The following is a 23,693-nucleotide window of genomic DNA, read 5'->3' as shown; positions in this document are numbered from 1 at the left end:
CAACAGGTATTGTGTCAAGAAAACCTGCGAAAACCAGTTGCCTGAAAACTCCAGAGAAAAAAATAAGGACATAAAATGTCGCTATTCTGGAGAAATCCATCCATTTGAGAAAAATAGAGGTAATTTATGCCGCTATTTGCCTCCACCGCAAGGAAATGCCGGCGTTCTAGACCATTCATAGGAAAATAAGGACAAAAAGTGCCGCTAATGGGGATGAACATGCCCAACTCCGGATCATAAGCACATAAAGATCCGCTATTTTGAAGGCCAACGGTTATTGCTCCTACAGCTGGCTGCCAAACACCGATTTCTAGGTTGAGCCCAAATTTTTCATGAGAACTCAATAGAGTAAAGAAAAACCAGTGAAAAATTTCACTGGCCTGCTCTATTTTAATTATGCAGAAACATACAGCTACTCCACCGGTGGATCGGCATGAAGCTCCCGGTCCTGCTCGGCGAACGCCCAGCGGGTAAACGTAACCTCCAGGCCGTCCCGAGTCGGCGAACATGTGAAGGGGCCCGCTTGATTGCCGGAAGGATATGGGAAGCGGGCCACTCGGATGGTGCGCCAGGCATGGTGTTCCGTTCGTGCCCGGATAATGACGGCATCCTTCATGACAGAAGCGCGAATGGTTACCTCTTCTCCCTCCCATTCGGGTACGGCCGTTAAGGACCAGTCCGAATACCCGTCCGTTACTACGGCGGACAACTGAGGAATTCCATCGTTGATTTCAATGCCCGCTTTAATCCACTGTTCCGGTCCATGGTATAACAAGATACCGGCTTGGTCATACAACTCGGTGAACGTGGAAAGCAAAAACGACACCTCCACCGCTTTGTCCGTTTCCCACTCCGTTAACAGCGCCGCACCGTCTTCAAACTCAAAACCGTACAACGTCTTTTTCCAAAAATCCTTGCCTTTTTCCGGAACAACCTTTAAATGGTCTCCCTCTTGCTTCACAGACAAAGGCGGATTCAACCATTTTCCCGTCTCCCAATTCAGTATGTCTTTGCTCACTTCCGATCTCCTCTCCGAATAAGTAATCACTACTTCCCTAATACCAATTCTCGCTGGCCTTCCTGATTCCCTGCTCCCCGCTTTATTCATATACAGATGATCTTTTAATGCTCCGCAGCTTGCGGAGAATCTCCAGCAGTATGACATTCATACTGATCCATACACCGCCGAAGACATACCCGGCAAAGACGTCGCTTGGATACTGTTCCTTGAAATAAACACGACTGACGCCAACCGCGAGGCAGATGAGTATGACCCCAAGAACAACAGGCACACGAATATAGCGTTTTTGCTCATAACGCAGCAGCAGAAAGGCCGAAAACCCGTATACCGTCAGCGAGATCAGCGTCTCTCCACTGGGAAATGTATTGAGTGGCAGAGCACCTGCCGCAACCGGTCCCAGGCGATGAAAAATGAGGCGCAAAATGGGGCCCAAAAATTCTCCGCCTGCTACAACCCAAACAAGAAAGGCCAGGTCAAGCCTGCGCTCCTTGCTTTGCAGCACGATCCACAGCGCAGTAAGTCCTAACACGGGCCCGTAGAAATAAAGTGTTCCCGGCATACCCGCAACATTCATCAAACTTGTCCATTTCGGACCGAAGATGGCTGCCGCCAGATAGGAGGCAATCTCGTCGAACTGCCCGAATTCATGGGCCAAAAAGTCTTGGATTACGCCAATCATCAGCGAGAAAAATAAAACGAATACGGTGAAAGAAGCCAGCAGCAGAAACCGGACTTTGCCGAACGAGTTAAAGCGGCGGACACCTTGCGTGAGCAATTGCACTAACGCCTCCACCATGTTTCGCTTATACTTACGGTACGCAAAGACAATGCCGGTAAGCAAGGCCGAAGCAATGCCCAGGATGATCATGTACCGGTTGACGGTCGAATGATATTGCTCCCATTTAGGGCCAAGCACTTTGCCCAGGGAAATGAACAAGCTCACCCAGAAGATCGCCCCGGAATAGGCAAAAAGCGCCAGTTCGTTAAGATTTCCAAGGTTGATCTCCTCCGGATGCAAGAAACAGGCGGTCTGCAGCCACGCAAGCCGCCTTGCTTGTCTTTACAGCGGATTTTAACACTTCTTCCCTGCCCGTAGCAATCTGCCTGCTCTTTGCGGACTTTTTAATCAGGCTCATAAAGGGTATACTTGAATACGCAGAAATTGATGGGAGAATAGGAAGGGTTATCTATCATGCAAAAGACGTTCCAACGACTGAAGACTGTAAAACTATTTACGACGCTGTACCGCTTAAAAATCGTCCAAATCTTACTTCCTATCATCATTATCGGCTTGATTATTTGGGCCGGCCAGGCCGAGTTCCGCCGCATCAACTGGACCGCCACCCTTCATGCGCTGCACCGCCTGGAGCCTTCGCGAGTTCTGTTGCTCATCGCCGTGTCCCTTGTCGCCGTCGCTTCGGTAAGCGGCTACGAGTTCGTGCTTCGGCGCCATTTTCGGCTCCCGATCGGCCGCTTGGCAACGTTCCGCTTTGCCTGGATCGCCAATACGTCAAATAATATCTTTGGGTTCGCCGGGATCGCCGGAGCGGCTTTGCGAACGTACCTGTACCGGAGCCGCGGGATTTCCGTTGCAACCATCACAGCGTCCATCGCTTTCCTGTCGACCATCACTATTACGGGCATATCTTTGCTGGCCTGGGGAGACCTGGCCGGATTGTTGCCGATCGGTGCCGTCACCCGATCTCATCCCTGGACGCTGTATGCCGTCTGGGCGCTGGCACTTTACCTGCCCGGCTACGTGCTTTTTCAGCGCTCGTCTTTTTATACCAAATGGCTGAACCGTGATCTTCCGCGGATGAACTTTTCCACGATCGCCGCGTCGGTGACTGTCTCCTTGGTGGAATGGGTATTATCCGGCATCGCCTTTTGGATGATTGCTTCGACCCTGCTGCCGGACCTATCGTTCCGTACTGGGCTTGGCATTTACACCATCGCCGCCGCGTCCGGTCTGGTGAGCTTGGCGCCCGGCGGCATCGGCGGTTTTGACCTGATTGCGCTGCTGGGGCTTCAGGCGCTCGGCTATGCACCCGAAAAAACCGCCGCCGTGCTCGTTTTATTTCGGTTGATGTACTATATCATTCCCTGGCTGATCGGCTTGGTCATGGGGGTATTCGAGTTTGCGAACGACCGGCGCAAAACGGCAGAGAGCAATACGCAAACGGTGGAAAAATCGCTGAACGCCTGGCAAAGGTTCTGGGAATTTCCCGGCCAGTATGCCTGGCTTTCCGAAATCGGAGCATGGGCGCTTGGCAAACTGGTTTTTTTCAGCGGAGTGATTATGCTGCTTTCGGCGGCAACGCCTGGACTTCTTTATCGGCTGAAGTTGGCCGAACAACTCCTGTCCCTGCCGCTGATGCGGTTATCCCATCAATTGAGCGTCATCATCGGACTGATGCTGATCGTTCTTTCCTGGGGAATCTCCCGGCGGATCAAACGGGCGTACCAATGGACGATGGGTTTGCTGGCTGCCGGTATCCTATTTACCTTCACCAAGGCGTTTGACTATGAAGAAGCGATCTTTCTGTTCTTGATCGCCTTTCTGCTTTTTGTGTCGCGCAAGCGGTTTTACCGGCTCGGGGCCCCGATCGGGCAGGGCACCATGGCAACATGGGCGATTACCACAATTATCGTAGCTTTCTTCTATGATCTGATCGCATCGGGGACACAGCCACCGATTTTTAAACACCTGCCGCCGGGTCACGAGCGGTATCTTCATCTGATTCTGAATCCGACCGAGCATACCATTGCGGTCATAACCGGGCTTGCTGTTACTTGGATCCTCCTCTCGCTCGCGCTTATTCTCCGCCCGCACAGGCTTGTTGCGCATGGGGCGTCCGAAGCGGAGCGGGACAAACTGCACAGCTTTCTCGGCGAAACCGCGGGCAATCTCCTGACGCATATGCTGTTTGCCGGCGACAAAAGCTTTTTCTGGGCTTGCGGCGGACGCGTGTTGTTTCCCTATTCGGTCATCCGCAACAAATTTGTCGTGCTTGGCGATCCCATCGGCCCGGCGCCGCTGCTTTACGACGGGATTCAGGAATGCCAGCACTTTGCCGATTTATACGATCTGGAGGTTGTGTTTTATCAGGTGTCCCCTGTCAATCTGACGGTTTACCACGAACACGGATACCGCTTTTTCAAACTGGGCGAAGAAGCGTTGGTTGATGTGCCAAACTTTACGTTATCGGGAAAAGCCAATACAAGCTTGCGCAATGTGAAAAATCGCTTTGAACGGGAAGGGTTTCGGTTTGAGGTGCTTCAGCCTCCGTACGACCCGCAGCTGCTGGACCGGCTTCACCGGATCTCGGACGAATGGCTGGATGGCCGCCGGGAAAAAGGATATTCACTCGGTTGGTTTGAGCCTGCGTATTTGCAGGAATCCCCGATTGCGCTTCTTACCACGGCGGACGGGCAGGAGATCGCTTTTGCCTCGCTGGCTCCGAGTTATGACGAGCGGCAGACCATGTCCGTAGACCTGATGCGCCATTTGCGCAATACCCCGAACGGAACGATGGACTTTCTGTTCATTCGTCTGCTAGAGTGGTCACAGGAACAAGGTTATGCCGTCTTTAATCTGGGCATGGCCCCGCTTTCCAGCGTCGGCGAAGCCCGCACCGCGCTGCGGGAGGAAAAACTCGCCAATCGGGTGTATAAATATGGAGGCCACTGGTACGGCTTTAAAGGACTTCGTCAGTATAAAGAGAAATTCTCGCCGCGCTGGGAACCGCGTTACCTGGCTTATCCCGCCCGCGTAACGCTTCCCGTTCTGCTTGTCGAACTGGTTCTATTGATCGCCCGGCGGCCGAAGCAAGGCCGCTAGGGCAATTTGAATAAAAAATGCGTCATCCCAAGAAGGGCAAGCCTGCTCTCATGGGATGACGCATTTCTTTTTTTACGTCACTTGTTCTCCCTCTCCTTGCTCCGATGCAGAAAGACGCCCCAGCACCGCAACGACGGCCTGATGAATCTCTTCGTAACCCGTACACCGGCAGATGTTGGATTGCAGCCAGTCCGTGATCGTTGCTTGATCCGCATCGGGATGAATCCGCGCCAGCGCATAGATATTCATAATAAAGCCGGGGGTGCAGTACCCGCACTGGAAAGCGAACTTTTCCACGAATGCTCTCTGCACCTCCGTATCGTGCAGGCCTTCGATGGTTGTTACTTTTTTTCCCGCCGCCTCAACGGTAAGCATTAGGCATGATTTCATAGGTATGTCGTCGACGAGCACCGTACAGGTGCCGCAGTCTCCGTTCCGGCAGCCCGGTTTGGAGCCGGTCAAACCGAAGGAATCCCGCAATGTATCTAGCAGCAGGTCTGCAGGACGGATGGCGGCGGTCCGCATCTCCCCGTTTACATCCAGATCCAGCACCATGCCGTAACGTTTCATTTCCGCCATATTATTCCGCTCCCAACGCTCTTAATATGTCTTCCAAAGTAAGCTTCAGGATCAGCTCACGATATTCCGCCGAAGCTTCAATGTCATTTAGAATTGGCGCCGGAAACAGCGAACCGACCTGTTCGACCCTTTCTTTCAGAGGGATGTCCCGGAGGTTTAAACGGGCTTCAATCGCTGCCGAGCGGAAAGGAAAAGCGCACACCCCGCTGAAGGCGATACGAATCCCGGAACCCGCGCGAATCGCGGCTACAGTGACGACCGGATAGCCGATCGCGGCCACTTTTCGTTTCTTTATGGTCATATAGGGCAGTTTCGTGTAACTTTCCTCCGTAACCGTCTGTACCAGAAACTCCCCTCTCCCAAGCTGAAGGGTTTGCTCGAACACTTGGGTAATCGGCGCTTGCCTTCCCCCTGCCGGACCGAAGATTCGCACTTCGCTGTCGGTTAAGAGCAGCGGAAGCACCGCTTCGCGGTATTGGAATTGCCCGCAAATGTTGCCGCCAAACGTAATTTTATTGCGGGAGGTACGGTCGGCAACGCCGCCTCCGGTTTCTCCAAGCAGAGGAAACACCCGGGAATCGTAAAGTTCGGACAACGTTAGCGCGGAACCGAGAATCAGCTTATCCTCCCGAGCTGACATCTCGCGGCATTCGGGGATCGCTTTCAAATCGATTACGGCCCCGGTAATCACTTGGTTAAGCCGGCCCAAGGTGATGATTTCGGTGCCGCCGGACCAATAAAGCGGCTGTTTGCCCTGTCCGTCCAATTGCTGAAAAAGGTTGGCGGCTTCATGGACAGAGGCCGGCCGGTAATATTCGAAGTCATAGGGAATCATGCGGCTCCCCCCTTCTGGTCCTCCAGATCGTTTCCGGGAAAAGCGGCAATTGATTCAGCCGCACTCCTGCGGCGCGCGATAAGGCGCTGGCCAATGCGGCGGGCATGCCGATCAGTCCGTGTTCGCCCAGCGCGCGGCTGCCGTACGGCCCATCCAGGCACGGACTTTCGATAAATTCGACCACATATTCCGGATTTTCACCATAACGGATTAGAGGATAATCGCGAAGCGTCGGATTATAGACGGCGCCGCTGGCGCTAAACAGAAACGTTTCGCGATTGGCAAAGCTGAGCCCCATGGATATCGCGCCCATCACTTGGCCAAGCGCCGCTTTAAGATTCAGCACCTTGCCCGCATCGTTGACGGAAATCGCTTTGAGCAGCCTGTAGGAATAATCCCTGGTATCAAGCTCAATCTCCATGGCTTGCGCTCCTACATTCCATTCCGGCCCCGGCGTACCTTCCCCGGTTTCCGGGTTGATCACGTTCATACGCCGCTGGATATAGTTGCCGCGGCCTATGATTTGGCCGCCAATGGAATTTCCGTTTGGATATCTGTAGCCATAACAAATATCCTTAACTCTTACATTAATGCTCGGGTCAGCCCGGACATACACATGCTCCCACCCCAGCTCCAGATCGTCCGGGTCCGCTCTAAGCACGCATGCGGCGATTTTCAACAGCTGCCTGATCGCGTCATCCGCCGCTTTGAGCACCGCGCGGCCGGCCAGAAAAGTGCCGCGGCTGGCCACCGTTTTCCAGTGTTCCGGGGTAATTTCGGTATTCACTTTAAATTTCACATGCACTTTATCGGGACTCATTTTCAACCGCTGCGCCAGAATTTGAGCCAAAACCGTTTTCGTGCCGGTTCCGATCTCCACGACGCCGGTTTCCAGATTCACGCTGCCGTCCGGATTGAAGATTATGATCGCTCCCGAGGTGGCATCCGGGTCCGCGGAGGAATTTTTCCAGAAGCAGCTGATTCCCTTGGCCCGGATCTTATGGGCATCCACCTGCCTTACCTGCCAATCGTCCCAGCCGGATAGCAAACGCAAGCGGTGCATGCAGGTTTTTAAATCCCCCAGATTGCTTACGGTCAGCACATCCCTGGTGGGGGCGGTATCGCCGGGCACGGCAATATTCCGCATGCGCAGCTCCCAAGGGTCCATGCGGAGTTTCTCCGCCAGCGCATCCATCGCCCGTTCGATCGCAAAGGTCAGCTCCGCATGCCCGTATCCCCGAAATGCCGAGGCATAAGGATGATTCGTGTACAGGGTAAAGCAATCGCAATTCAAATGTTCGATCGAATACGGCCCGGAGCAGTCCGCCAAAGCAGCCCGGGCAATATCGCTGGATTTATCGTTGTAGGCGCCGCCGTCAAACCGGTACACGATATGCGCCGCGGTGATCTTGCCTTGCATCGTGCTGCCCAGTCTGACCGTAGCGTCAAGCCCGATATGCCCCGGCGCGGTCAGCATATCTTCTTCCCGCATGTTGATGATTTTTACTTTGCGGCCGCCCACCGCCCGCGAAGCGATATAAGCGATCAGCTCCAGCTGGATCGCTGCCTTGCCGCCGTAACCGCCTCCGACGAATGGCGTAGTCACCACGATCCAACCGGGATCGATCTTGAAAAACAGGCTGAAATATTTTTTGACCGCAAACGGAGCCTGCGTCGACGATTCGATGTGAACATGCCCGTCCGGCTTAATCTCTGCGATAGCGCTTCGCGTTTCCATGGCCGCATGGTCCGATGGTACGAACGAAACCGTATTTTCAATGATGATTTCACTCAGCTTCCAGCCTTCATTCAGGTCGCCCTTGCGAACCTTAAGCAGACTGGCTACATTGGTTCCGGGGATGGGCCTAACCCCTGGCGCCGCTTCATATTCCCCCAGCTTCTCATGAATGAGCGGAGCGTCTCCTCGTAAGGCGTCCACCGGAGAGTTCACTACCGGCAGCGGCTCGTACCGGACCCGGATCAAACTGGCCGCGTACTGGGCCTGTACTTCGGTATCGGCGACCACAACAGCTACGGTTTCCCCGTAAAATCGTACACGGTCTTTGGCGATGATAGGTCTGTCGCGGATTTCTTCTCCCGTAAGCACATCGCTGGATTCCCCTGTCAACACGGCCCGAACCCCTGGTGCTTGCCGGGCTTCGTCCGTGTTGATCTCGACGATCCGCGCATGGGCATACGGGCTTATCGCGATACGGGCATGGAGCATTCGCGTATCGGTTTGATCCCCTGTATATAAAGCGGCGCCCGTTACTTTATCCCAGGACTCTTTTTTCGGAACGCTTCGCCCGATGACCTCCAAAGTTGTCCTCTCCTTTCGAAATAGCTCCGCACGGTTTCCACAAATTACTGCATTATACGAATCAGGACAAAGCGTTATGCTCCTAAAGCGCAAAAAAAGACACCCCTTAATAAGGAGTGCCAGGAATTAAGTCATCCGCTGAAGTTGTTTAAGAAGCGCGGATGTATCCGTATAGATGGCTGACGAAAACCTTAGAGGCTCGTCCGGTGTAGCCCCTATCTGGCGCAGCTCAAGGGACGAAACGGAGAGATCGGCCGATTTGGGACTTGGATTGCTCCAGTACACGCCAATCGTTCTTAGCAGATTAGCCCATTGTGTTCGCGCGGATTCCGCCAGCGTCCCCGTGGAGTTCCATTCGGAGACAACATTCACCGTATTGTCCAAATAGGCTGCCCCTTGCTTTATCAGTGCGATGCGGTTTTGATTTTGCTGTATCTTAGAGCGGCTTGCAGGCGCGATCACATTGAATTGGATACTTTCCGCCGCCTGCTCCATTTGTTTTTCTACTTGAAACAGCCTCTGCCGGAACAGTTGCAGCGCTGATTGTACGGCCTTTTTTTGCTCCTCGGAACAACCGTTTTGAATCCAGACCGCCGCTTCGGTGTACCGCTCCGATAAACTTTTCATTAATGCATAAGCTTTCCGTTCGGCCGGTTTAACAAAATTCGGCGGATAAATTAGTATGTGCACGGCGAGTCCGACAGCGATGCCAATAAACGTATCGCGAATGCGGTCCAGCCCGTAAAGGTCGGATTGTTTTTGCAGCGCAAAAACGAGCAGCACGCTTAATGCCACTTGATGAAGGACGCTTTCCTTCCTGTCAATCAGTAAGGCGAATCCGCAAACCAGGGCAATGAGCCATGCCAGCGTCCAGCCGTTTAAGGCCATATGATCGGCGGCCCAAAAAGTCAACGCCACACCGATAACCGTACCGAGCAGCCGATGGAATGAAAACCGGATGGATTGCAAAATGGTGGTTTGTATGCATAAAATCACCGACAGCGGCGCCAGATAAGGGTGCTTCGACCCGGCCAGCCTGGCGAGCTCCCACGCAATTCCGGAAGCGGCGGATATTTTGGCGATAAATACGATAAGCTTGCCGATATTTCGCACTTTTTCCTTGGTTTGTTCGGTCAAAGCACGCCCTCCGTTTTGCCAAAATTTCGTTAAACGTCACATGTAGAATGCAGCATCCGCATTATTTTTATGTAATTAAAATAAAAATCACCCGCACTCTGATCCATCGATCATAAGGTGCGGGTGATCTCAATCGTTTTGTCGAATCAGTATTCCTGCGCCAACTGTTTTAAAGCTGCCAAAGAACGTTGCACTTTTTCGGTGGGAATGCAATAAGCCATGCGGAAATATCCGGGACACCCGAAGGTATCTCCGGGAACAAGCAGCAAGTTGTATTTAAGGGCCCTTTTGCAAAAAGCGGCCGCATCCTCTTCCAGAGCTTTAGGAAACATGTAGAATGTTCCGCCGGGTTTGATGCAGGTATAGCCGAACTCCGTCAAAGCATTGTACAAAATATTGCGGTTCGTCTCATATACGGACAAATCGCTGACCAAATCGATCACTTCCGCCACGGCCAGCTGAATAATCGATGAAGGACAGTTGTGACCGATTCCCCGTGAAATTTGGCCGCACATATTGACGATCGTCTCCGCCTCCTTGCACTCCGGATTCACCGCGATATAACCGATTCTTTCGCCGGGAACGGATAACGATTTGCTGAACGAGTAGCAGGTAATCGTGTTCGCATAATATTTGGCGATGTAAGGAGCCTGCTGCCCGTCAAACACAATTTCCCGGTAAGGCTCGTCGGAAATCAAAAAGATATCGTGCCCATACTCCTCCTCTTTGGAGCGCAAAATTTGCCCCAGCTTTTCGATCGTTTCCGCAGAGTACACAACGCCGGAAGGGTTGTTGGGCGTATTGATCAACACCGCAGCCAGTTTGGGGGTAATCATGTTTTCAAACTGGGAAAAATTGATTTGAAAATCACCGGTGTCGGGCGGCACGATTTTTAGCACGGCTCCGGTCGTATTGACATAAGGCACATACTCGGGAAAATAAGGGGCAAATGTCAACACTTCGTCACCGTCCGTGGTGACCGCTCTAAGCGCATGGGCCAGCGCACCCGCCGCTCCCGAAGTCATAAAAATATGCTCTTTGCGGTAATCTACCGCAAACCGCCGCTGCAGCGAAGCGGCGATTGTTTCGCGCACCGCCGGAATCCCCAGGCTGGGGCTGTAGCCGTGAACGGCCCCGGGGTGTTCGCTTGTGGCCAGCCGGATTAATTGCTGCGTAAACTCGTCAGGAACCGGAACGCTGGGGTTGCCCAGGCTGTAATCAAAAACTTGATCATAGCCGATCTCCTTCGCCTTTTCGGCCCCGTACTCGGAAATTTCGCGAATGACCGATTTTTGCCCCAGCATCCGTTTGTATTTTTCTGAAATCAACCTGCTTCTTCCTCTCCGCATCAAGATATTCCTTGTTTTTATCACCCATCATAACTGCAATCTCTTGCTGCGTAAACCTTTTTTAATGACTCTAGCCCTTCAAAATCATTTTCTTATCCTCGATTTTGACCTCCTTTCTCCTTTTATTTGTCTAAATGCCGGATCGACGGAAGCAACATGCATAGAAGCGCAATGCCGATGATGCCAATTCCCGAAAACGTAAACCAATGATGAATCCCGATTCGATCCGCAAAAATACCGGACGCGATTAACCCCAGCGGCATAGCAAAAGATGTTATGCTGCCCAACAGGCCAAATGCCCGCCCAAGAAACTCCGGCTGAATTTTCTCTTGAATGAGGGCCGCTTGCACACCGCTAAAGAATGGACTTGAAAAGCCCATCAAAATACTGCATAGAACAAAGAAGAGGAACCCATTTACCGGCAATAATCCGGAAACTGCAAGAGCAATCCCCATCAATGAGACGGAAAAAATTATACTCCATGCCCGGTTTTTGAATCCGCCCCAAATGCCAAGCAGTAAGCCGCCAGCCAACATTCCAGCGGCAAAGACGGTTTCGACGATAGAAGCATGGGTTGCCGTTCCTCCGAAATACCTCATACTCATTAAAGGGAACAGGGCGCTGATTGGCATAAACACAAATGCATATAACGCGCTGATCCAAAGCAGCGCAAATAATCCCTTCGATGCTTTAAATGTGCGGTAACCTTCTTTTACCTCTTCGAAAAAGTTGCTATTAACACTATCGACTTGCGTCTTTTGTTTGGGGATAGCAACTAGCGCTACAGTTAAACAGGCGATCAACGCCCCTACCACATCAATCGCAATAATTGCGTTAAGATCCCATGCCGCATATAGAACACCGGCTATTACAGGGCTTAGAATATAGCTTACCGACTGTACCGATTGACTGTATCCTGCGCACTTCGTCAGTTGATCTTCCGGCACCAGCAAAGGGGTTACCGCACTCAAAGCAGGTGTATGAAATGCCGTTCCGATACTGCGAATAAACAAAACGACCATCACGACCCATATCGGCAAGTCGATGGTAAGCGCGACTACAGCCAAGGCTGCACCTGCGGCCGCAATAATAAGGTCCGCTCCGATCATCACCAGTTTCCGGTTCCAACGGTCGACCAATACGCCAATCATCGTTCCCAAAACAGCTTGCGGTAAAAAACCAACCATGGTTGCAAGCGAAAGCACCATCGCAGACCCTGTAGAATCTGTTAGATACCAAATGATCGCCATTTGCAGAACAGCGCTGGTAATTAGCGAAACCGCCTGTCCTGCCCATATTGTAAAGAAACTGCGTTTCCAATTTTGTTTTGTCATGTTCATTTCTCCCTGTATTTTTTATTGTCTGGTTGTTTTTGGGCAATAAAAAATACAGATCCAAATCCACCATGCGGGCAGTTGGTCTGCATTCATCACGAATAAGAACACGGCGATTCAAGGCATGGCAAAAAAACCATCCTAATCGCAATCTATGTCTACACGCGCAAAAATAAGCAGCACAAAAAAGCCCAGAGTAGTGGAAACTAATCTGCTTTTTTATTGCCGGCTTATCGAATACGCATGGAGTGTAGCATAGATAACGTGCCTCCTATTATTTAATGTAATCCATAATAACATTGACGTCTCCAACTGTCAAACTCGCATGGTTTACTTTTCGATACCTTGTTTAAATAAAGTGCCTAATTGTTCGCACAAGCTCAATGCTTTATGATGCAACTTAAGTTCTTAAAAAAAGAGGAGTGAACTTGCATGAATATTGCTTTGTGGGTTGTGCAGATCTTATTGGCATTGCTTTTTTTGGCAGGCGGGGGCATGAAAGTCTTTCAATATGACAAAACCTACGGGATGTTGCCTTGGGTAAGAGACTCATCAAAAGCGTTTGTGACATTTGTCGGTTATATGGATCTGTTGGCAGGGTTAGGTTTCATCTTGCCTGAATTAACGGGAATACTCCCTTGGCTTACACCTTTAGCGGCGCTAGGGGCTTCCGTGATTTTGATTCTCGCCGTCGCGCTTCATATCAAGAGAAACGAGATCAAAAACGCGATCCCCAATATTGCCTTTTTAGCGCTGGCTATATTTGTCATGATCGGACGTTTCTATTGATCGGACTCTTCCCCATATAGTTCAGTCAAATGCTTGCCATGAGCCATTCCCCACTCGTTCATGGCAAGCAACACAGGCAGCAAACTTCTTCCGTAAGCCGAAATGGAGTATTCAACTTTCGGGGGCACTTGCTGATAGACCTCGCGATGGACGATATCGTGATACTCCAATTCTCTTAAATGATGCGTCAGCATCTTTTTGGTAATGTCCGGAATGGCTTTTTGCAGTTCGCTAAATCTCATCGTACCATTGGAAAAGAGATTAAATAAAATCACGGTTTTCCACTTGCCAAAAAGTACTTCCAACACCGCTTCGTATTTACAATTTAAAACCATTTTATCACCGATCCCAGGTGTATATTAGTATTTGGCGCACTCCTAAATTATCGTCCAGCTTCTTCCTTGATGTCAATTCAAGTAGAACCACGTAATAAAAAAGTCCGCTTTCGCGGACACGTTTTGCTTTGTGTAATAACACTAAGAGCGAAGCGAATACAGTTACGAGTTCACCTCAGCTTTAAAAGCCCTAATAATTCCGTACTCGAGGTGCTCTTTATTTTCAATTATGATATTTGAGGATCGGGATGCGCACTCCATCAGTTTAAAATCCAAAAAGGACCCTTCATCAATAATTTGATGATCATCGGGATGTTCGTATTGTTGCCCCAGTTTGTCATCCCCTAACCCGCTCACTTCGAGGAATTCGACATTTGTGAAGCCGCGTTCCGTTAATGCTGCGCTCCACTCATCCCGATTCATGATCGAAGGCATGGGGAAAAATGATTTTAACTCCGTTACGATTTCTGCAGGCGCCGAATGCCGGACAAACATCTCACGATCGTAAAATACCCCGCCGGATTTCAGCACCCGAAAATACTCGGATAAAGATTGCTGGGCTTGCGTGAAATTGGTGACGGATTCCACTAGAACGGCCTGGAAGGTTTCATCCGGAAAAGGCAAGTCATGGGCATCGGCGAGCAGAAAATCCACTTCCACCCCCATTGTAGACGCTCGCTTTTTCGCTTTAGCCAAAATGTCAGGATGTATGTCGACAGCAACGACCCGATATCCTTGTTCGGCTAAATAACACGCCGTTCTTCCCGTACCGCATCCGATCTCCAGGATGGTTCCGTCCACCGACGGCTTATACTTATTGAACTGCTCGATGGTGGCGGCAAATCCGCCGGGATGCGCACTCCCTTCACCCAATCGAGACAACATGTCAAAATATTGCATGAATTAATCCCGCCTTAGTATTAAATGAACAGCCCGGACATCAATATGATCACCAGCAGAATGAACAAGACCAGGATGGCACCGGTAGAGGTAAAGGCCCCGCCTCTAAAATGACTCATGATAATTTCACCACCTTCTTTTTATGAAGTTAGTCTACGATATTCAAATGGATCACGGGCTGCTTGGGCAAATGCCGTTATTGCGCTCTACATTCATCACACCCGGCAAATACATCGATGGATCCGGTGTTTCTTGCGAATTCTCTGCCGAATATTACATTCCCGTTCCCAGCGTTTGCGGCGGCACCTGTACTTCGTTGCGGGACAACTTGAGCTCCGCTCTTCTATCTTTCAGCACAAGCAAATACACAACGGCCATCATACCGGCCAAAAGCAAAATCGCGCCTCCCAACTGCGGAATAAAGTATGGCAGCTCTCCTCCCCGGAAGCCGATACCTCTTAAAAATAAAAGCAGCCAGGTCAATGGCAAAAAGTTGGTTACGATTTGCAAAGGTTCCGGCAGCATCATGATGGGAAGCATCGCGCCGCTTAACAGAAAGGCGGGCAGGATCAAAATGATGGTGCGGCCACCCGTTTTATCCGGACTGGACGCAGTCCAGCCTATAAGCATGGCAAAAAAGCTAAGCAACAACGTGTAAATGAAAAACGGGATCGCCATTTCAAATAGGTTTGCTTCAAACCTCAGGCCGCCAACCTGTTTTAAAACGCCAAAACTCAGGAACAGCGAAACGCAGCCCAGCAATGAATAAGGAAGGATGCGAAGTAGCAGCTGCAGCGGGTTTGCCAATACTTCTCCAAGCCGGCCGGCTTCGCGCAGCCGCGGCACGATCGACATCGTTGCGCTTCCCAGCAGCATAATTAAAATGACACTTACAAAACCCAGCACGGTCGACATCATCATGCTGCTGGTCGGGTTGTAGAGCAGCCGCTGCTGGAGGTTCATGTTGGTCGTGAGCCCTGCGATTGCGCTGTCCGAAAGCCCCATCGCCTTTAGGCTTCCTGTATACACGGTGGCGTTTTCCGTTGCAATGACTTCATTGACGCCGTTCCTGATGGAACCCACCGCGGCGGGAATCGTGTTGTCGACAAAAAAACCGATATTCGTTGACGCGCCGCGCATGCGATTCTGCTCCAGTCCGGCAGGAAGATACAAGGCCGCAACGTAACGTTGGTTATAAAACAGCATATCGGGTTCGATCACATTATCGTACACGCCTTCCACAGAAATGTATTGCGAGGCGTCAAACTTGCCTATCAGTTCACGGCTGTACTTGCTGTGGTCCAGGTCGACGACGGCGAGCGGCGCTTCGTTAATCTGGCTGTTTTTGAATGCATACCCGAATACGGCAGCCATAATAAGCGGCAACACAATAAAGACAACGACAGACTTGCCGCTCATCAGCAGCTTCCATTCCTCAATAAAGGCCTTCATACTAAACTCTCCCTTTAAACTATAAGCTTATGGATTGGGATGAAGACGGAGCGGAAAAGGAGCCCTTCTCCTCGCTGCGGCGCAGCTTTTGCTCCGCTCTCCGCTCTTTAAGCACAAGCAGGTACACCACGGCCAACATCCCGGCCATCAGCAAAATTGCCTCACCGAACTGCGGAATGAAATATTGAAGTTTTCCTCCCCGGAAAGCCAAACCTCTTATAAATTCAAGCTGCCAAAATAAAGGCAGAAACTTGCTGAAAAATTGCAGCGGCTCCGGCAGCATCAATACCGGAAAATTGGCCCCGCTTAACAAAAAGGAAGGCAATATAATCATCATGGTGCGCTTACCGGCCTTAGCCAGATTAGCGGCGGTCCAGCCGATAATCATGGCAAAAAGGCTGAGCAATAACGTATAAATGAAGAACGGAATAAACATTTCAAATACGGTTGCTTCGAACCTCATGCCGCCGACCTGTTTTAAAATGCCAAAGCTCGTGATGAAAGAAACACAGCCTACCAACGAATAAGGAACGATACGCAGCACGAGCTGCAGCGGGTTGGCCAGCACTTCGCTTAATCTTCCGGCCTCGCGCAGCCGGGGCACGATTGTCAGCGCTGCGCTTCCCAATAGGGAAATCATCGCCGTGTTGACAAAGCCAACCACGGACGTCGTCATGGTGCTGTTCGTCGGGTTGTAAAGCGTCCGCTGCTGCAGGTTTAAACTGGTCATCATCCCTGTAGCCGCGTTGCTCGATAGCCCCATCGCCATCAGCCTGCCTGTAGATAACGTCACATTTTCCGTTGAAATGACCTCGCTGACGCCGCTTCGCAGGCCACCCACCGCGCCTGTCACGATGTTATCGACATAAAACCCGATGTTCGTTTGTACGCCCTTCGTCCGGTTCTGCTCCAGTCCAGCGGGAAGATACAGCACTGCGGAATATCGTTCGTTATACAGCAGCATATTGGGGTCAATGTCATTGCCGAACACGCCCTCCACGGAAATGTACTGGGAGGCGTCCAGTTTGCCTATCAACTCGCGGCTGTACTTGCTATGATCCAGGTCGACGACGGCTAGCGGCGCTTCATTAATCTGGTTGTTTTTGAACACGTACCCGAATACAGAAGCCATAATTATAGGTGTAAGAATAAAAATAATGATAGACTTGCCGCTCAACAGCAGCTTCCATTCCTCGATAAAAGCTTTCATTGAGCTTTAACCTCTACCGTCATACCCGGCAGCAGCTCCGGCGTACGGTCAATTTCGATGCGGATGATATACGAGGTTAAATCGGAAAGCCCTCTCTCCCGGCTCATTCGAAGACCGGCGTATTGCGGTGCCGAAGTCACCGATTTAACGGTTCCCTCTACATCCTGCTTTAACGCTTTGATATGAGTATTCACATGGTCGCTCACTTTAAAATGCGAAACATCCGTTTCGTTCACATACACTTCATAATACAGCTGATCGGTCTCAATCATGGCTCCTACGCCACCCGTTGATACGAGTTCTCCGATTTTCGGCACGATGCGCGTCACTTTGCCGTCAGTGGAAGCGACGAGTGTCATCCGTTCTTTTTGCAGCTTCAAGGTTTTATATTGAACATCTAGCGCTTCTTTTTGCTTCTTAAGCAGGTCGACATTGTATTTGCCGTTTTCGAGTTCTTTTTTCGATTGTGCTATCGAATTTAGCGCTTCCGCCGCTTTTTCGGTTTTGATATGCGCTTGTGCTTTTTCCTCGGCGGTTGCCCCTGCCTTCATTTTGTCGAGCGCGGTTTGCTGCTGGGCAACCGAGTTATTGGCTACGGCAAGCTGCTTTTCGGCGGAAATAACCTGATTATTAGCCACTTCCACTTGATTTTGCGCCGTTTCTAAGGCGATGTTTGCGTTGTCGAGCCGATTTTTGGCCGATTCCAGGTCGGTCTGGGCCACAAGCCCATTTTCGTAAAGGTTCTTAATCCGCTCGTAGCTGGTCTTGGCCAAATCGGCGCTTTTTTGCTTGGAGTCCAAGGAAAGCCCCGCTACCGCCAAATTTTTCTTGGCGGATTCCACAGCGGCTTCGGAGGCCTCGGCCGCTTCCTTGGCGGCTTCGACCGCCAGTTCCTGCTTTTCGATATCTTCGGAACGCGTACCGTTTTTAACCTGACTTTCCGCCGCTTTCGCTCCTTCAAGATCCAACTCGCTTTGCTTCTCTTGGGTTACGACTTTTTCGGACTGAACATCAAGCGACTTTTGGGCCTGCTCAATTTTTAATTTCGCCTGTTGGATGTCGCCCTCCATTTTGGCCATTTGCAGGTCGATATCCGTCGTATCAAGCTGCATGAGGACTTCGCCTTTTTTTACTTGCTGCTGTTCCTCCACCGCAATGGATACAACTTTGCCGCCGACGCCTTGGAAGGCTTGATTGACGGAATCGGCTGCAAGCAGCGCGCTTTTCTCCGATGCGGCAACCGTGACGGCGTCCTTTCCTTTTAACGCCATTAAAGTGCCGCCCACCACAAGCGCGACGACCAATAGGACATACATGATGTTCTTGCGGTTTCCTAGCTTCTTCATGGCCTCTTTATTCATTCTCTCAACTCTCCCTTGTGTAATTCCTGTTTATGTAAAACCAACCTTCATTTGATTGAACGATCGGTGAATTAAAATGCATAACATGCCCTTTAATTGATTGAACGTTTGTGTAACGAAATTATACTCAGATTGGTGAGTATCGTCAATCCAAAAAACAAAAAAACAACACACTCAAACGAGCCGTTGTTTTTTGGGTTCTATTCCTAGTCGATTTACATGTATCGTTAGTCCGGATTTTTCCAACATTCGAGAAGATAGCTGATAACCTGTTTCCGATATTTGAAAGGGTCGGTCTCCCCCACTAAATTAATGCCTATAAATTTGCTGATCACCATAAGCATGGACATCGACATCAGTTGAATGGCGGACATCTTAAAATCCATTTTGCGGATCTCTCCCTGTTCATACCGCCGTTCCAAAAGACCGGTAAGCCAAGTGGCTCGTTCCTGAATGATGCTTGAGAGCCGCGCCATCTCCTCCAAGTCCAAAACATCGCTTTCACGAATGAGAATCCGCAGCAATTCTTTGTCGCTCATCAACAGCTCTTCCGCCCGGGCAAAAACAAAGTATAATACATCTTGGAGGGGCATTTGCTCAACCTTTTCATTAGATTGATTCAATATGATGATTCGTTTTTCAAAGCTTTCTTTCAGTAATACCGTTAGTAATTCCCGCTTGCCGCCGGGAAAATAATGATAAAGGATGCCGTCCCCCATTTTTAGCTTCCGGTTAATCGCCCGAACAGGGGTTGCATGGTAACCATTTTCCGCAAACAAGGTTTTCGCGGTGGCCAACAACTTCTCACGCGTTTCGGCCGCCTGTTCTTGCCGCATATTACGTTCAACATGCCCTTTCATATGCAATAACCCTCATTTCATTGAACATTCGTTCAGTGAATTATAGCTTATCAGCCCGGCAATGTCAATGAAACCGATTACTCTTCCTGCTTACCTTGTACTATAAATATTATTTCCGCTTCCTTTGAATGTACCAGTAAACGAGCCCTATGATCCCAAGTGTGGTCACCATCGGAAGACAAGTTCGTCCTAAGGATCGTCCGAGTTGAAGCAAAGACACTTCCCGAAAAGAGGAGGCCGAAAGGAACAGGCACGATAGCCCCATAGCTATGATTAACGTAACGATCAGCCATTCCGTTTTTCTCATGCCGGTTCCTCCCGCTGCCCGGACGCAAAACGAAGCTCGAATCTCGACCCATGGCCAACCTCGCTGCTGACCCGAAGTTCCCCTCCTTGCAGCTCCGCCAGTTTTTTGGCGATCGGCAGCCCAAGCCCCGTGCCTCCATGCTGCCGTGACCGCGACTTTTCCACGCGATAGAACCGCTCGAAAATAAGCGGGAGTTCGTCTGCGGGAATTCCGATGCCGGTATCCTGCACGGCCAAAAATACGTATTCCGGGGTTTGATCCAGCTCAACGGTAATACCGCCCTTTTCCGTATAACGCACCGCGTTTTCCAGGATATTAAGCACAATCTGTTCCGTCCTCAAGCCGTCCCCGTAAACCAAAGGAACCGTGCCCTTGATTTTCGCCTGTAGCCGCAGCCCCTTATCCTCCGTTTTCAACCGCACTTTGCGCACCGCATTATCGGCAATTTCCGCCAAATCGATCCACTCCAGGGATAACGCGATTTTCCCTTCTTCCATTTTGGCCAGTTCAAACAAATCATTGATCAAATGCTGCAATCGAAGCGCCTCTTCGTGGATAATATCCAAATACCGGTCCTTTTCCTCCTCTGTATCGTACAGCCGGTTATTGAGGACTTTCGCATAACCTTCCAAATAGGTGATCGGAGTCCGAAGTTCGTGGGATATGTTCGCAAAAAATTCCTGGCGCGTATCCCGGTACCGCTGAAGCTCCATGGCCAGATGATTGATGGAATCTGCCAACATCCCGATTTCATCGTTCCGCCGAATAGCTAGCCGGGTTTCCAACTCGCCGGCGCCAATGTTGCGGGTCGCAACCTGCATCTGCACTAGCGGCCTGGACAAAATCCGCGCGATGATCCAAGTAATTCCCAAGGCAAGCAGAAGTGCCCCCACTCCCGCCAGAACCAGAACGCCCCGAACGGCCGAGAGCGATTTATCCATATGTTTGGTCGAAGACATGACGTAGACGGCCGCCGTTATATTTCCCCCCGTTGCATCCTTTACCGGTTTGGCCGTTATAAAATAACGTTCCCCGCTCGTATCAGTATGTTCCAATTTGATCGTCTGCCCGGCAAACAGCAGCTTCACGTCCATTAGTTTAATAAACGTGCGGTCCGTCGTATCATAGGGCCCGGAATTCGCCAGCACGGTTCCTTGCTTGTCAATATAGAGAATGCTGACATTGGAAAAATCGGCGAATTTCAACATCGTTTCTTCGGATAGCATATCCGGAGGTTCGCTCATCGCGGTGAAATGGGTCGTTAGTTCGTTGACCTCTGTTCTCATTTCCGCAGTATAGAAATTCGTAAACATCCGCTCGATGGTCAGCCCCAATGATATAATCACCAAGACAAAAGCCGCGAGAATGACCAAGCCAAGCTTAAAGCCTATTTTATTCCCGCTCATTTAGAAGCGCCCGCTCCGTTCCATTTATAGCCTACTCCCCACACGGTTTGAATCGGATTGAACCCGAGTTCCGCTCTTTGGGTTTTCTCCCGGATATTTTTGATATGCGTGTCAACGACCCGGATCTCCCCCTCGTATTCGCTTCCCCAGATCAAGTCCACCAATTCCTCGCGGCTGAACGCACGTTGCCCGTTTTTGGCGAGCGTCAGCAACAAATCGAACTCTTTCAGGGTGAACTCCACCGGGGTGCCATGGATATAAACCTCCCTGCCTTCAGGCAGGATACGAAGATAACCAAACTCCAATGCAAGCTCCTGCTTGAAGGTGGTTTGCGCGATCGCTGAACGGCGGATTAAGGCGTAAATTCGTGCGAGCAATTCCTCCTGCTCAAACGGCTTGGTCAAATAGTCGTCCGCACCGATGCCGAGCCCATGCACTTTATCCTTGGTTTCGGAACGCGCGGTAAGCATCAGAATGGCCACATTGTCATTCTCCCGGATCTTTTTGCATATTTGCCATCCGTCCATGTCCGGCAGCATAATGTCCAGCAGAATGACGTCAAATCGCTGTTTCGCCGTCATGACCAAAGCTTCATAACCATTCGTCGCCTCTTTCACCTCGAACCCTTCCCGCGTTAAATAAATGCGCAGCAAATTACGCATGTTCCATTCATCGTCCACAACCAGCACCTGAAGTTTTGACACTGTGGGCCCCCCATTACATGTACACATACATGATATTATAGCTTAAAAACGTATTGGCAGGACGCCAGATCGAACCTAACGCAAAACGCCCATTGGAAAAAATCCAATAGATTGACGGACAACGGACGCAATTTGGGACTCTAATTGGAAAAAATCCAATAGATTTCTCTCAAACCGCTCATTTTGCGCCCTGACGATCCTCATCTATTGGAAATATCCAATCAAGCCGCTGTAATTACCATAAACTTTCCATATCTATTGGATATTTCCAACGAGACCGTTCTTACGCGTTCTTGTAAGGACTCCTTTACCGGGACAGCTTTTGGAGCGCTTGCTTTATCTGCTCGTTTTGCGCTTTAAGCTCGTCCAGTTCCGCCCGAATTCCTTGCTCATTTGCCGAATGATGCGCTTGATCCCCTCGCCCATGAACATGCCCATGTCCCTTCATGCCAAACATCATAAAAATCATCACCAGCGGACAAACCAGCACCAGCAACCAAGACCAGTCCATTTTTGCATTCCTCCTTCAACATTTCAAACCTTTACAAGTTCATTCTACAAAAGGAATGTGTAGAAACGATGTGGAAAAAGCGAATAAATAAACACGATTCAAAAGAACCGTGTTTGCTAAAAAGGCAGCTGTATTTGTCAGTGGTTTGTTCCATGCATACTTCCATGCCCTTGTCCCGTCTTAGCCATGATTTCCAGCATCGAATCGATTTCACCCTGCGCCTTTTCGCTAATCGTTGCCGCCGATCCCGTCAGCCAGGCATGATTGTAGGGGCCTTCCGTCGGGGTCTGATCGTAAGCCGGCTGAACCGACATCACGTAGAACATCACCGATTCAGGCATCCCTTCCCGATCGGTCCACAGTAATGGAGCGTGTTTCCCCAGATGGGAAAACGGGGCGGCCGCAATCGCCAATAACGGCGAATCGACGTTCACAAAAGAAAAGTTGTGTCCCGGCGTGGTGATTCCCCACCCGAACCCGGTTTGCTCATCTTTATATTTGGCAAAAGCGATCGCATTGGCATATGGATCTTCTCCAGAGATGCGCACCGTATTGCCGAATAACTTTAATTCACTTTCAACCTTGGCTGAAATCACAGATTCGGGACCTAATATGTAAATATTAGCCTTGCCTCCCCGCGTCTGCAAAGCCTCTTTGGTTTCCTGAGGGATTTCGTCCTGCTTGACATACAGCAGCGGTTCGGGCATATGCGCGATCCAGTTGATGGCTGGCATGGTGTACTCCTGACTGTCCATGGAACCGATGATCACGGAGGAAGGATTGTCCCCGGCTACTTTCGCGTAATAGGCATCGATCGCCTTAGCCAAGGCAGCGGGATTGTCGGCCGCTAGTTTGTCCGTCTTGAAGCCCAGCTCCTTTACCTGATCTTCAACGCCTTGTCCGAGATCTCCCACCAAAATCACTTGAACGCCCTGGTTGGATGCCACACCGCTTGGCTGAAGTCTTTTTAATTCTTTTGCCGTGGCTTCGGGAACGCTGTCCTTGTCCACAAACAAAATCGGGCCATTGCTGGGATGATGGATCAAATCGGCGCTGACCACGGCATTTTGCCAATGGTCCGCAGAGGTGAGAATGACGCTTCCGGGCCGGTTATCTTCGCCGGTCGCCATCCATAGCGAACGGGAAACCGCCACCGCCGCTGCCACGGGATCATCGGTGTTGATCCGGGTCGTATTTTTGGAGGCAATCCATGGGGCAGCCGCCGCGGTCCCAGCCGCTTTAGTATCATCCGCGGTTTGAACGGCTTCCTTGGTGTCCGCTGCCTCCTTGCCGCCCGTGTTGGTACATGCCGACAGCACAAACATAACGGCCAAAACCGCTGCGCCAAGCTTAACAGATTTCTTCATGCAAACCTCCTGAAAATTCTAATTATTACCTAATTAGTGTTATTAGGTGATAACTATTTTAAACAGAGAAGATGA

The 23,693-nt window shown here is 50.6% G+C and carries 23 protein-coding genes; 2 read left to right on the top strand and 21 right to left on the bottom strand.

What is annotated here, in order from left to right:
• Positions 1–14: 14 nt before the first annotated feature.
• The 3 genes from ACLD72_RS07610 to ACLD72_RS07600 form a co-directional block, all read right to left on the bottom strand.
• A complete protein-coding gene (locus ACLD72_RS07610; RefSeq protein ID WP_458475676.1) occupies positions 15–344 on the bottom strand; it encodes a hypothetical protein in 330 nt (109 codons plus the stop codon).
• 68 nt (positions 345–412) lie between these two features.
• The gene (locus ACLD72_RS07605) at positions 413–1,018 is read right to left on the bottom strand and encodes a DUF1349 domain-containing protein (protein ID WP_411002697.1); all 606 of its coding nucleotides are present in this window, start codon (positions 1,016–1,018) and stop codon (positions 413–415) included.
• A gap of 82 nt (positions 1,019–1,100) precedes the next feature.
• Entirely contained in the window at positions 1,101–2,039 is a 939-nt protein-coding gene (locus ACLD72_RS07600) for a phosphatase PAP2 family protein (RefSeq protein WP_411002698.1), read from the bottom strand.
• A gap of 174 nt (positions 2,040–2,213) precedes the next feature.
• Between ACLD72_RS07600 and mprF the strand changes: the two genes are divergently transcribed.
• A complete protein-coding gene (gene mprF / locus ACLD72_RS07595) occupies positions 2,214–4,862 on the top strand; it encodes a bifunctional lysylphosphatidylglycerol flippase/synthetase MprF (protein WP_411002699.1) in 2,649 nt (882 codons plus the stop codon).
• A gap of 72 nt (positions 4,863–4,934) precedes the next feature.
• Here mprF and ACLD72_RS07590 read toward each other — a convergent pair whose 3' ends face one another.
• The 6 genes from ACLD72_RS07590 to ACLD72_RS07565 form a co-directional block, all read right to left on the bottom strand.
• Positions 4,935–5,441: a (2Fe-2S)-binding protein gene (locus ACLD72_RS07590; RefSeq protein WP_411002700.1), complete on the bottom strand. Its 507-nt coding sequence runs from the start codon at positions 5,439–5,441 to the stop codon at positions 4,935–4,937.
• A gap of 1 nt (position 5,442) precedes the next feature.
• A complete protein-coding gene (locus tag ACLD72_RS07585; RefSeq protein WP_411002701.1) occupies positions 5,443–6,276 on the bottom strand; it encodes an FAD binding domain-containing protein in 834 nt (277 codons plus the stop codon).
• Complete coding sequence (locus ACLD72_RS07580; protein ID WP_411002702.1) at positions 6,263–8,596, bottom strand: xanthine dehydrogenase family protein molybdopterin-binding subunit; 2,334 nt, start codon at positions 8,594–8,596, stop codon at positions 6,263–6,265. The genes ACLD72_RS07585 and ACLD72_RS07580 overlap by 14 nt, the downstream gene beginning before the upstream one ends.
• A gap of 126 nt (positions 8,597–8,722) precedes the next feature.
• Positions 8,723–9,733, bottom strand: a complete 1,011-nt coding sequence (locus ACLD72_RS07575) for an FUSC family protein (protein WP_411002703.1) — start codon at positions 9,731–9,733, stop codon at positions 8,723–8,725.
• A gap of 146 nt (positions 9,734–9,879) precedes the next feature.
• A complete protein-coding gene (locus ACLD72_RS07570; protein WP_411002704.1) occupies positions 9,880–11,061 on the bottom strand; it encodes a pyridoxal phosphate-dependent aminotransferase in 1,182 nt (393 codons plus the stop codon).
• Positions 11,062–11,204: 143 nt separating this feature from the next.
• Complete coding sequence (locus tag ACLD72_RS07565) at positions 11,205–12,416, bottom strand: MFS transporter (protein WP_411002705.1); 1,212 nt, start codon at positions 12,414–12,416, stop codon at positions 11,205–11,207.
• Positions 12,417–12,848: 432 nt separating this feature from the next.
• Between ACLD72_RS07565 and ACLD72_RS07560 the strand changes: the two genes are divergently transcribed.
• A complete protein-coding gene (locus ACLD72_RS07560) occupies positions 12,849–13,205 on the top strand; it encodes a DoxX family protein (protein WP_411002706.1) in 357 nt (118 codons plus the stop codon).
• Here ACLD72_RS07560 and ACLD72_RS07555 read toward each other — a convergent pair.
• From ACLD72_RS07555 to ACLD72_RS07500, 12 genes are all read right to left on the bottom strand, one after another.
• Positions 13,199–13,540 (bottom strand): winged helix-turn-helix transcriptional regulator, encoded by a 342-nt coding sequence (locus ACLD72_RS07555; protein WP_128633535.1) that lies wholly within the window; start codon positions 13,538–13,540, stop codon positions 13,199–13,201. The two genes, ACLD72_RS07560 and ACLD72_RS07555, sit on opposite strands and share 7 nt — an antisense overlap.
• Positions 13,541–13,702: 162 nt before the next feature.
• Positions 13,703–14,440 carry a class I SAM-dependent methyltransferase gene (locus ACLD72_RS07550; RefSeq protein ID WP_411002707.1) on the bottom strand — a complete coding sequence of 246 codons (738 nt, stop codon included), beginning with the start codon at positions 14,438–14,440 and terminating at the stop codon, positions 13,703–13,705.
• A gap of 20 nt (positions 14,441–14,460) precedes the next feature.
• Positions 14,461–14,559, bottom strand: a complete 99-nt coding sequence (locus tag ACLD72_RS07545) for a YjcZ family sporulation protein (RefSeq protein ID WP_251587504.1) — start codon at positions 14,557–14,559, stop codon at positions 14,461–14,463.
• A 154-nt stretch (positions 14,560–14,713) separates the two neighbouring features.
• Entirely contained in the window at positions 14,714–15,892 is a 1,179-nt protein-coding gene (locus ACLD72_RS07540) for an ABC transporter permease (RefSeq protein ID WP_411002708.1), read from the bottom strand.
• 19 nt (positions 15,893–15,911) lie between these two features.
• The gene (locus tag ACLD72_RS07535) at positions 15,912–17,102 is read right to left on the bottom strand and encodes an ABC transporter permease (RefSeq protein WP_411002709.1); all 1,191 of its coding nucleotides are present in this window, start codon (positions 17,100–17,102) and stop codon (positions 15,912–15,914) included.
• Positions 17,099–18,463 (bottom strand): HlyD family secretion protein, encoded by a 1,365-nt coding sequence (locus ACLD72_RS07530; protein WP_411002710.1) that lies wholly within the window; start codon positions 18,461–18,463, stop codon positions 17,099–17,101. The genes ACLD72_RS07535 and ACLD72_RS07530 overlap by 4 nt, the downstream gene beginning before the upstream one ends.
• Positions 18,464–18,690: 227 nt before the next feature.
• Positions 18,691–19,323: a TetR/AcrR family transcriptional regulator gene (locus tag ACLD72_RS07525; protein WP_411002711.1), complete on the bottom strand. Its 633-nt coding sequence runs from the start codon at positions 19,321–19,323 to the stop codon at positions 18,691–18,693.
• Positions 19,324–19,432: 109 nt separating this feature from the next.
• Positions 19,433–19,630, bottom strand: a complete 198-nt coding sequence (locus ACLD72_RS07520) for a hypothetical protein (protein ID WP_458475675.1) — start codon at positions 19,628–19,630, stop codon at positions 19,433–19,435.
• Entirely contained in the window at positions 19,627–21,036 is a 1,410-nt protein-coding gene (locus ACLD72_RS07515; protein WP_411002712.1) for an ATP-binding protein, read from the bottom strand. The genes ACLD72_RS07520 and ACLD72_RS07515 overlap by 4 nt, the downstream gene beginning before the upstream one ends.
• A complete protein-coding gene (locus ACLD72_RS07510; RefSeq protein WP_411002713.1) occupies positions 21,033–21,767 on the bottom strand; it encodes a response regulator transcription factor in 735 nt (244 codons plus the stop codon). Before ACLD72_RS07510 ends, ACLD72_RS07515 begins: the two co-directional genes overlap by 4 nt.
• 280 nt (positions 21,768–22,047) lie before the next feature.
• Entirely contained in the window at positions 22,048–22,251 is a 204-nt protein-coding gene (locus ACLD72_RS07505) for a DUF2933 domain-containing protein (protein ID WP_411002714.1), read from the bottom strand.
• A 137-nt stretch (positions 22,252–22,388) separates the two neighbouring features.
• Positions 22,389–23,618 carry a cell wall-binding repeat-containing protein gene (locus ACLD72_RS07500; protein WP_411002715.1) on the bottom strand — a complete coding sequence of 410 codons (1,230 nt, stop codon included), beginning with the start codon at positions 23,616–23,618 and terminating at the stop codon, positions 22,389–22,391.
• Between the last annotated feature and the right edge of the window lie 75 nt (positions 23,619–23,693).

The sequence above is a fragment of the Paenibacillus lacisediminis genome, assembly GCF_046567315.2.
The sequence above is the reverse complement of the archived record's forward strand: the minus strand, read 5'-3'. Positions and strand labels throughout refer to the sequence as shown.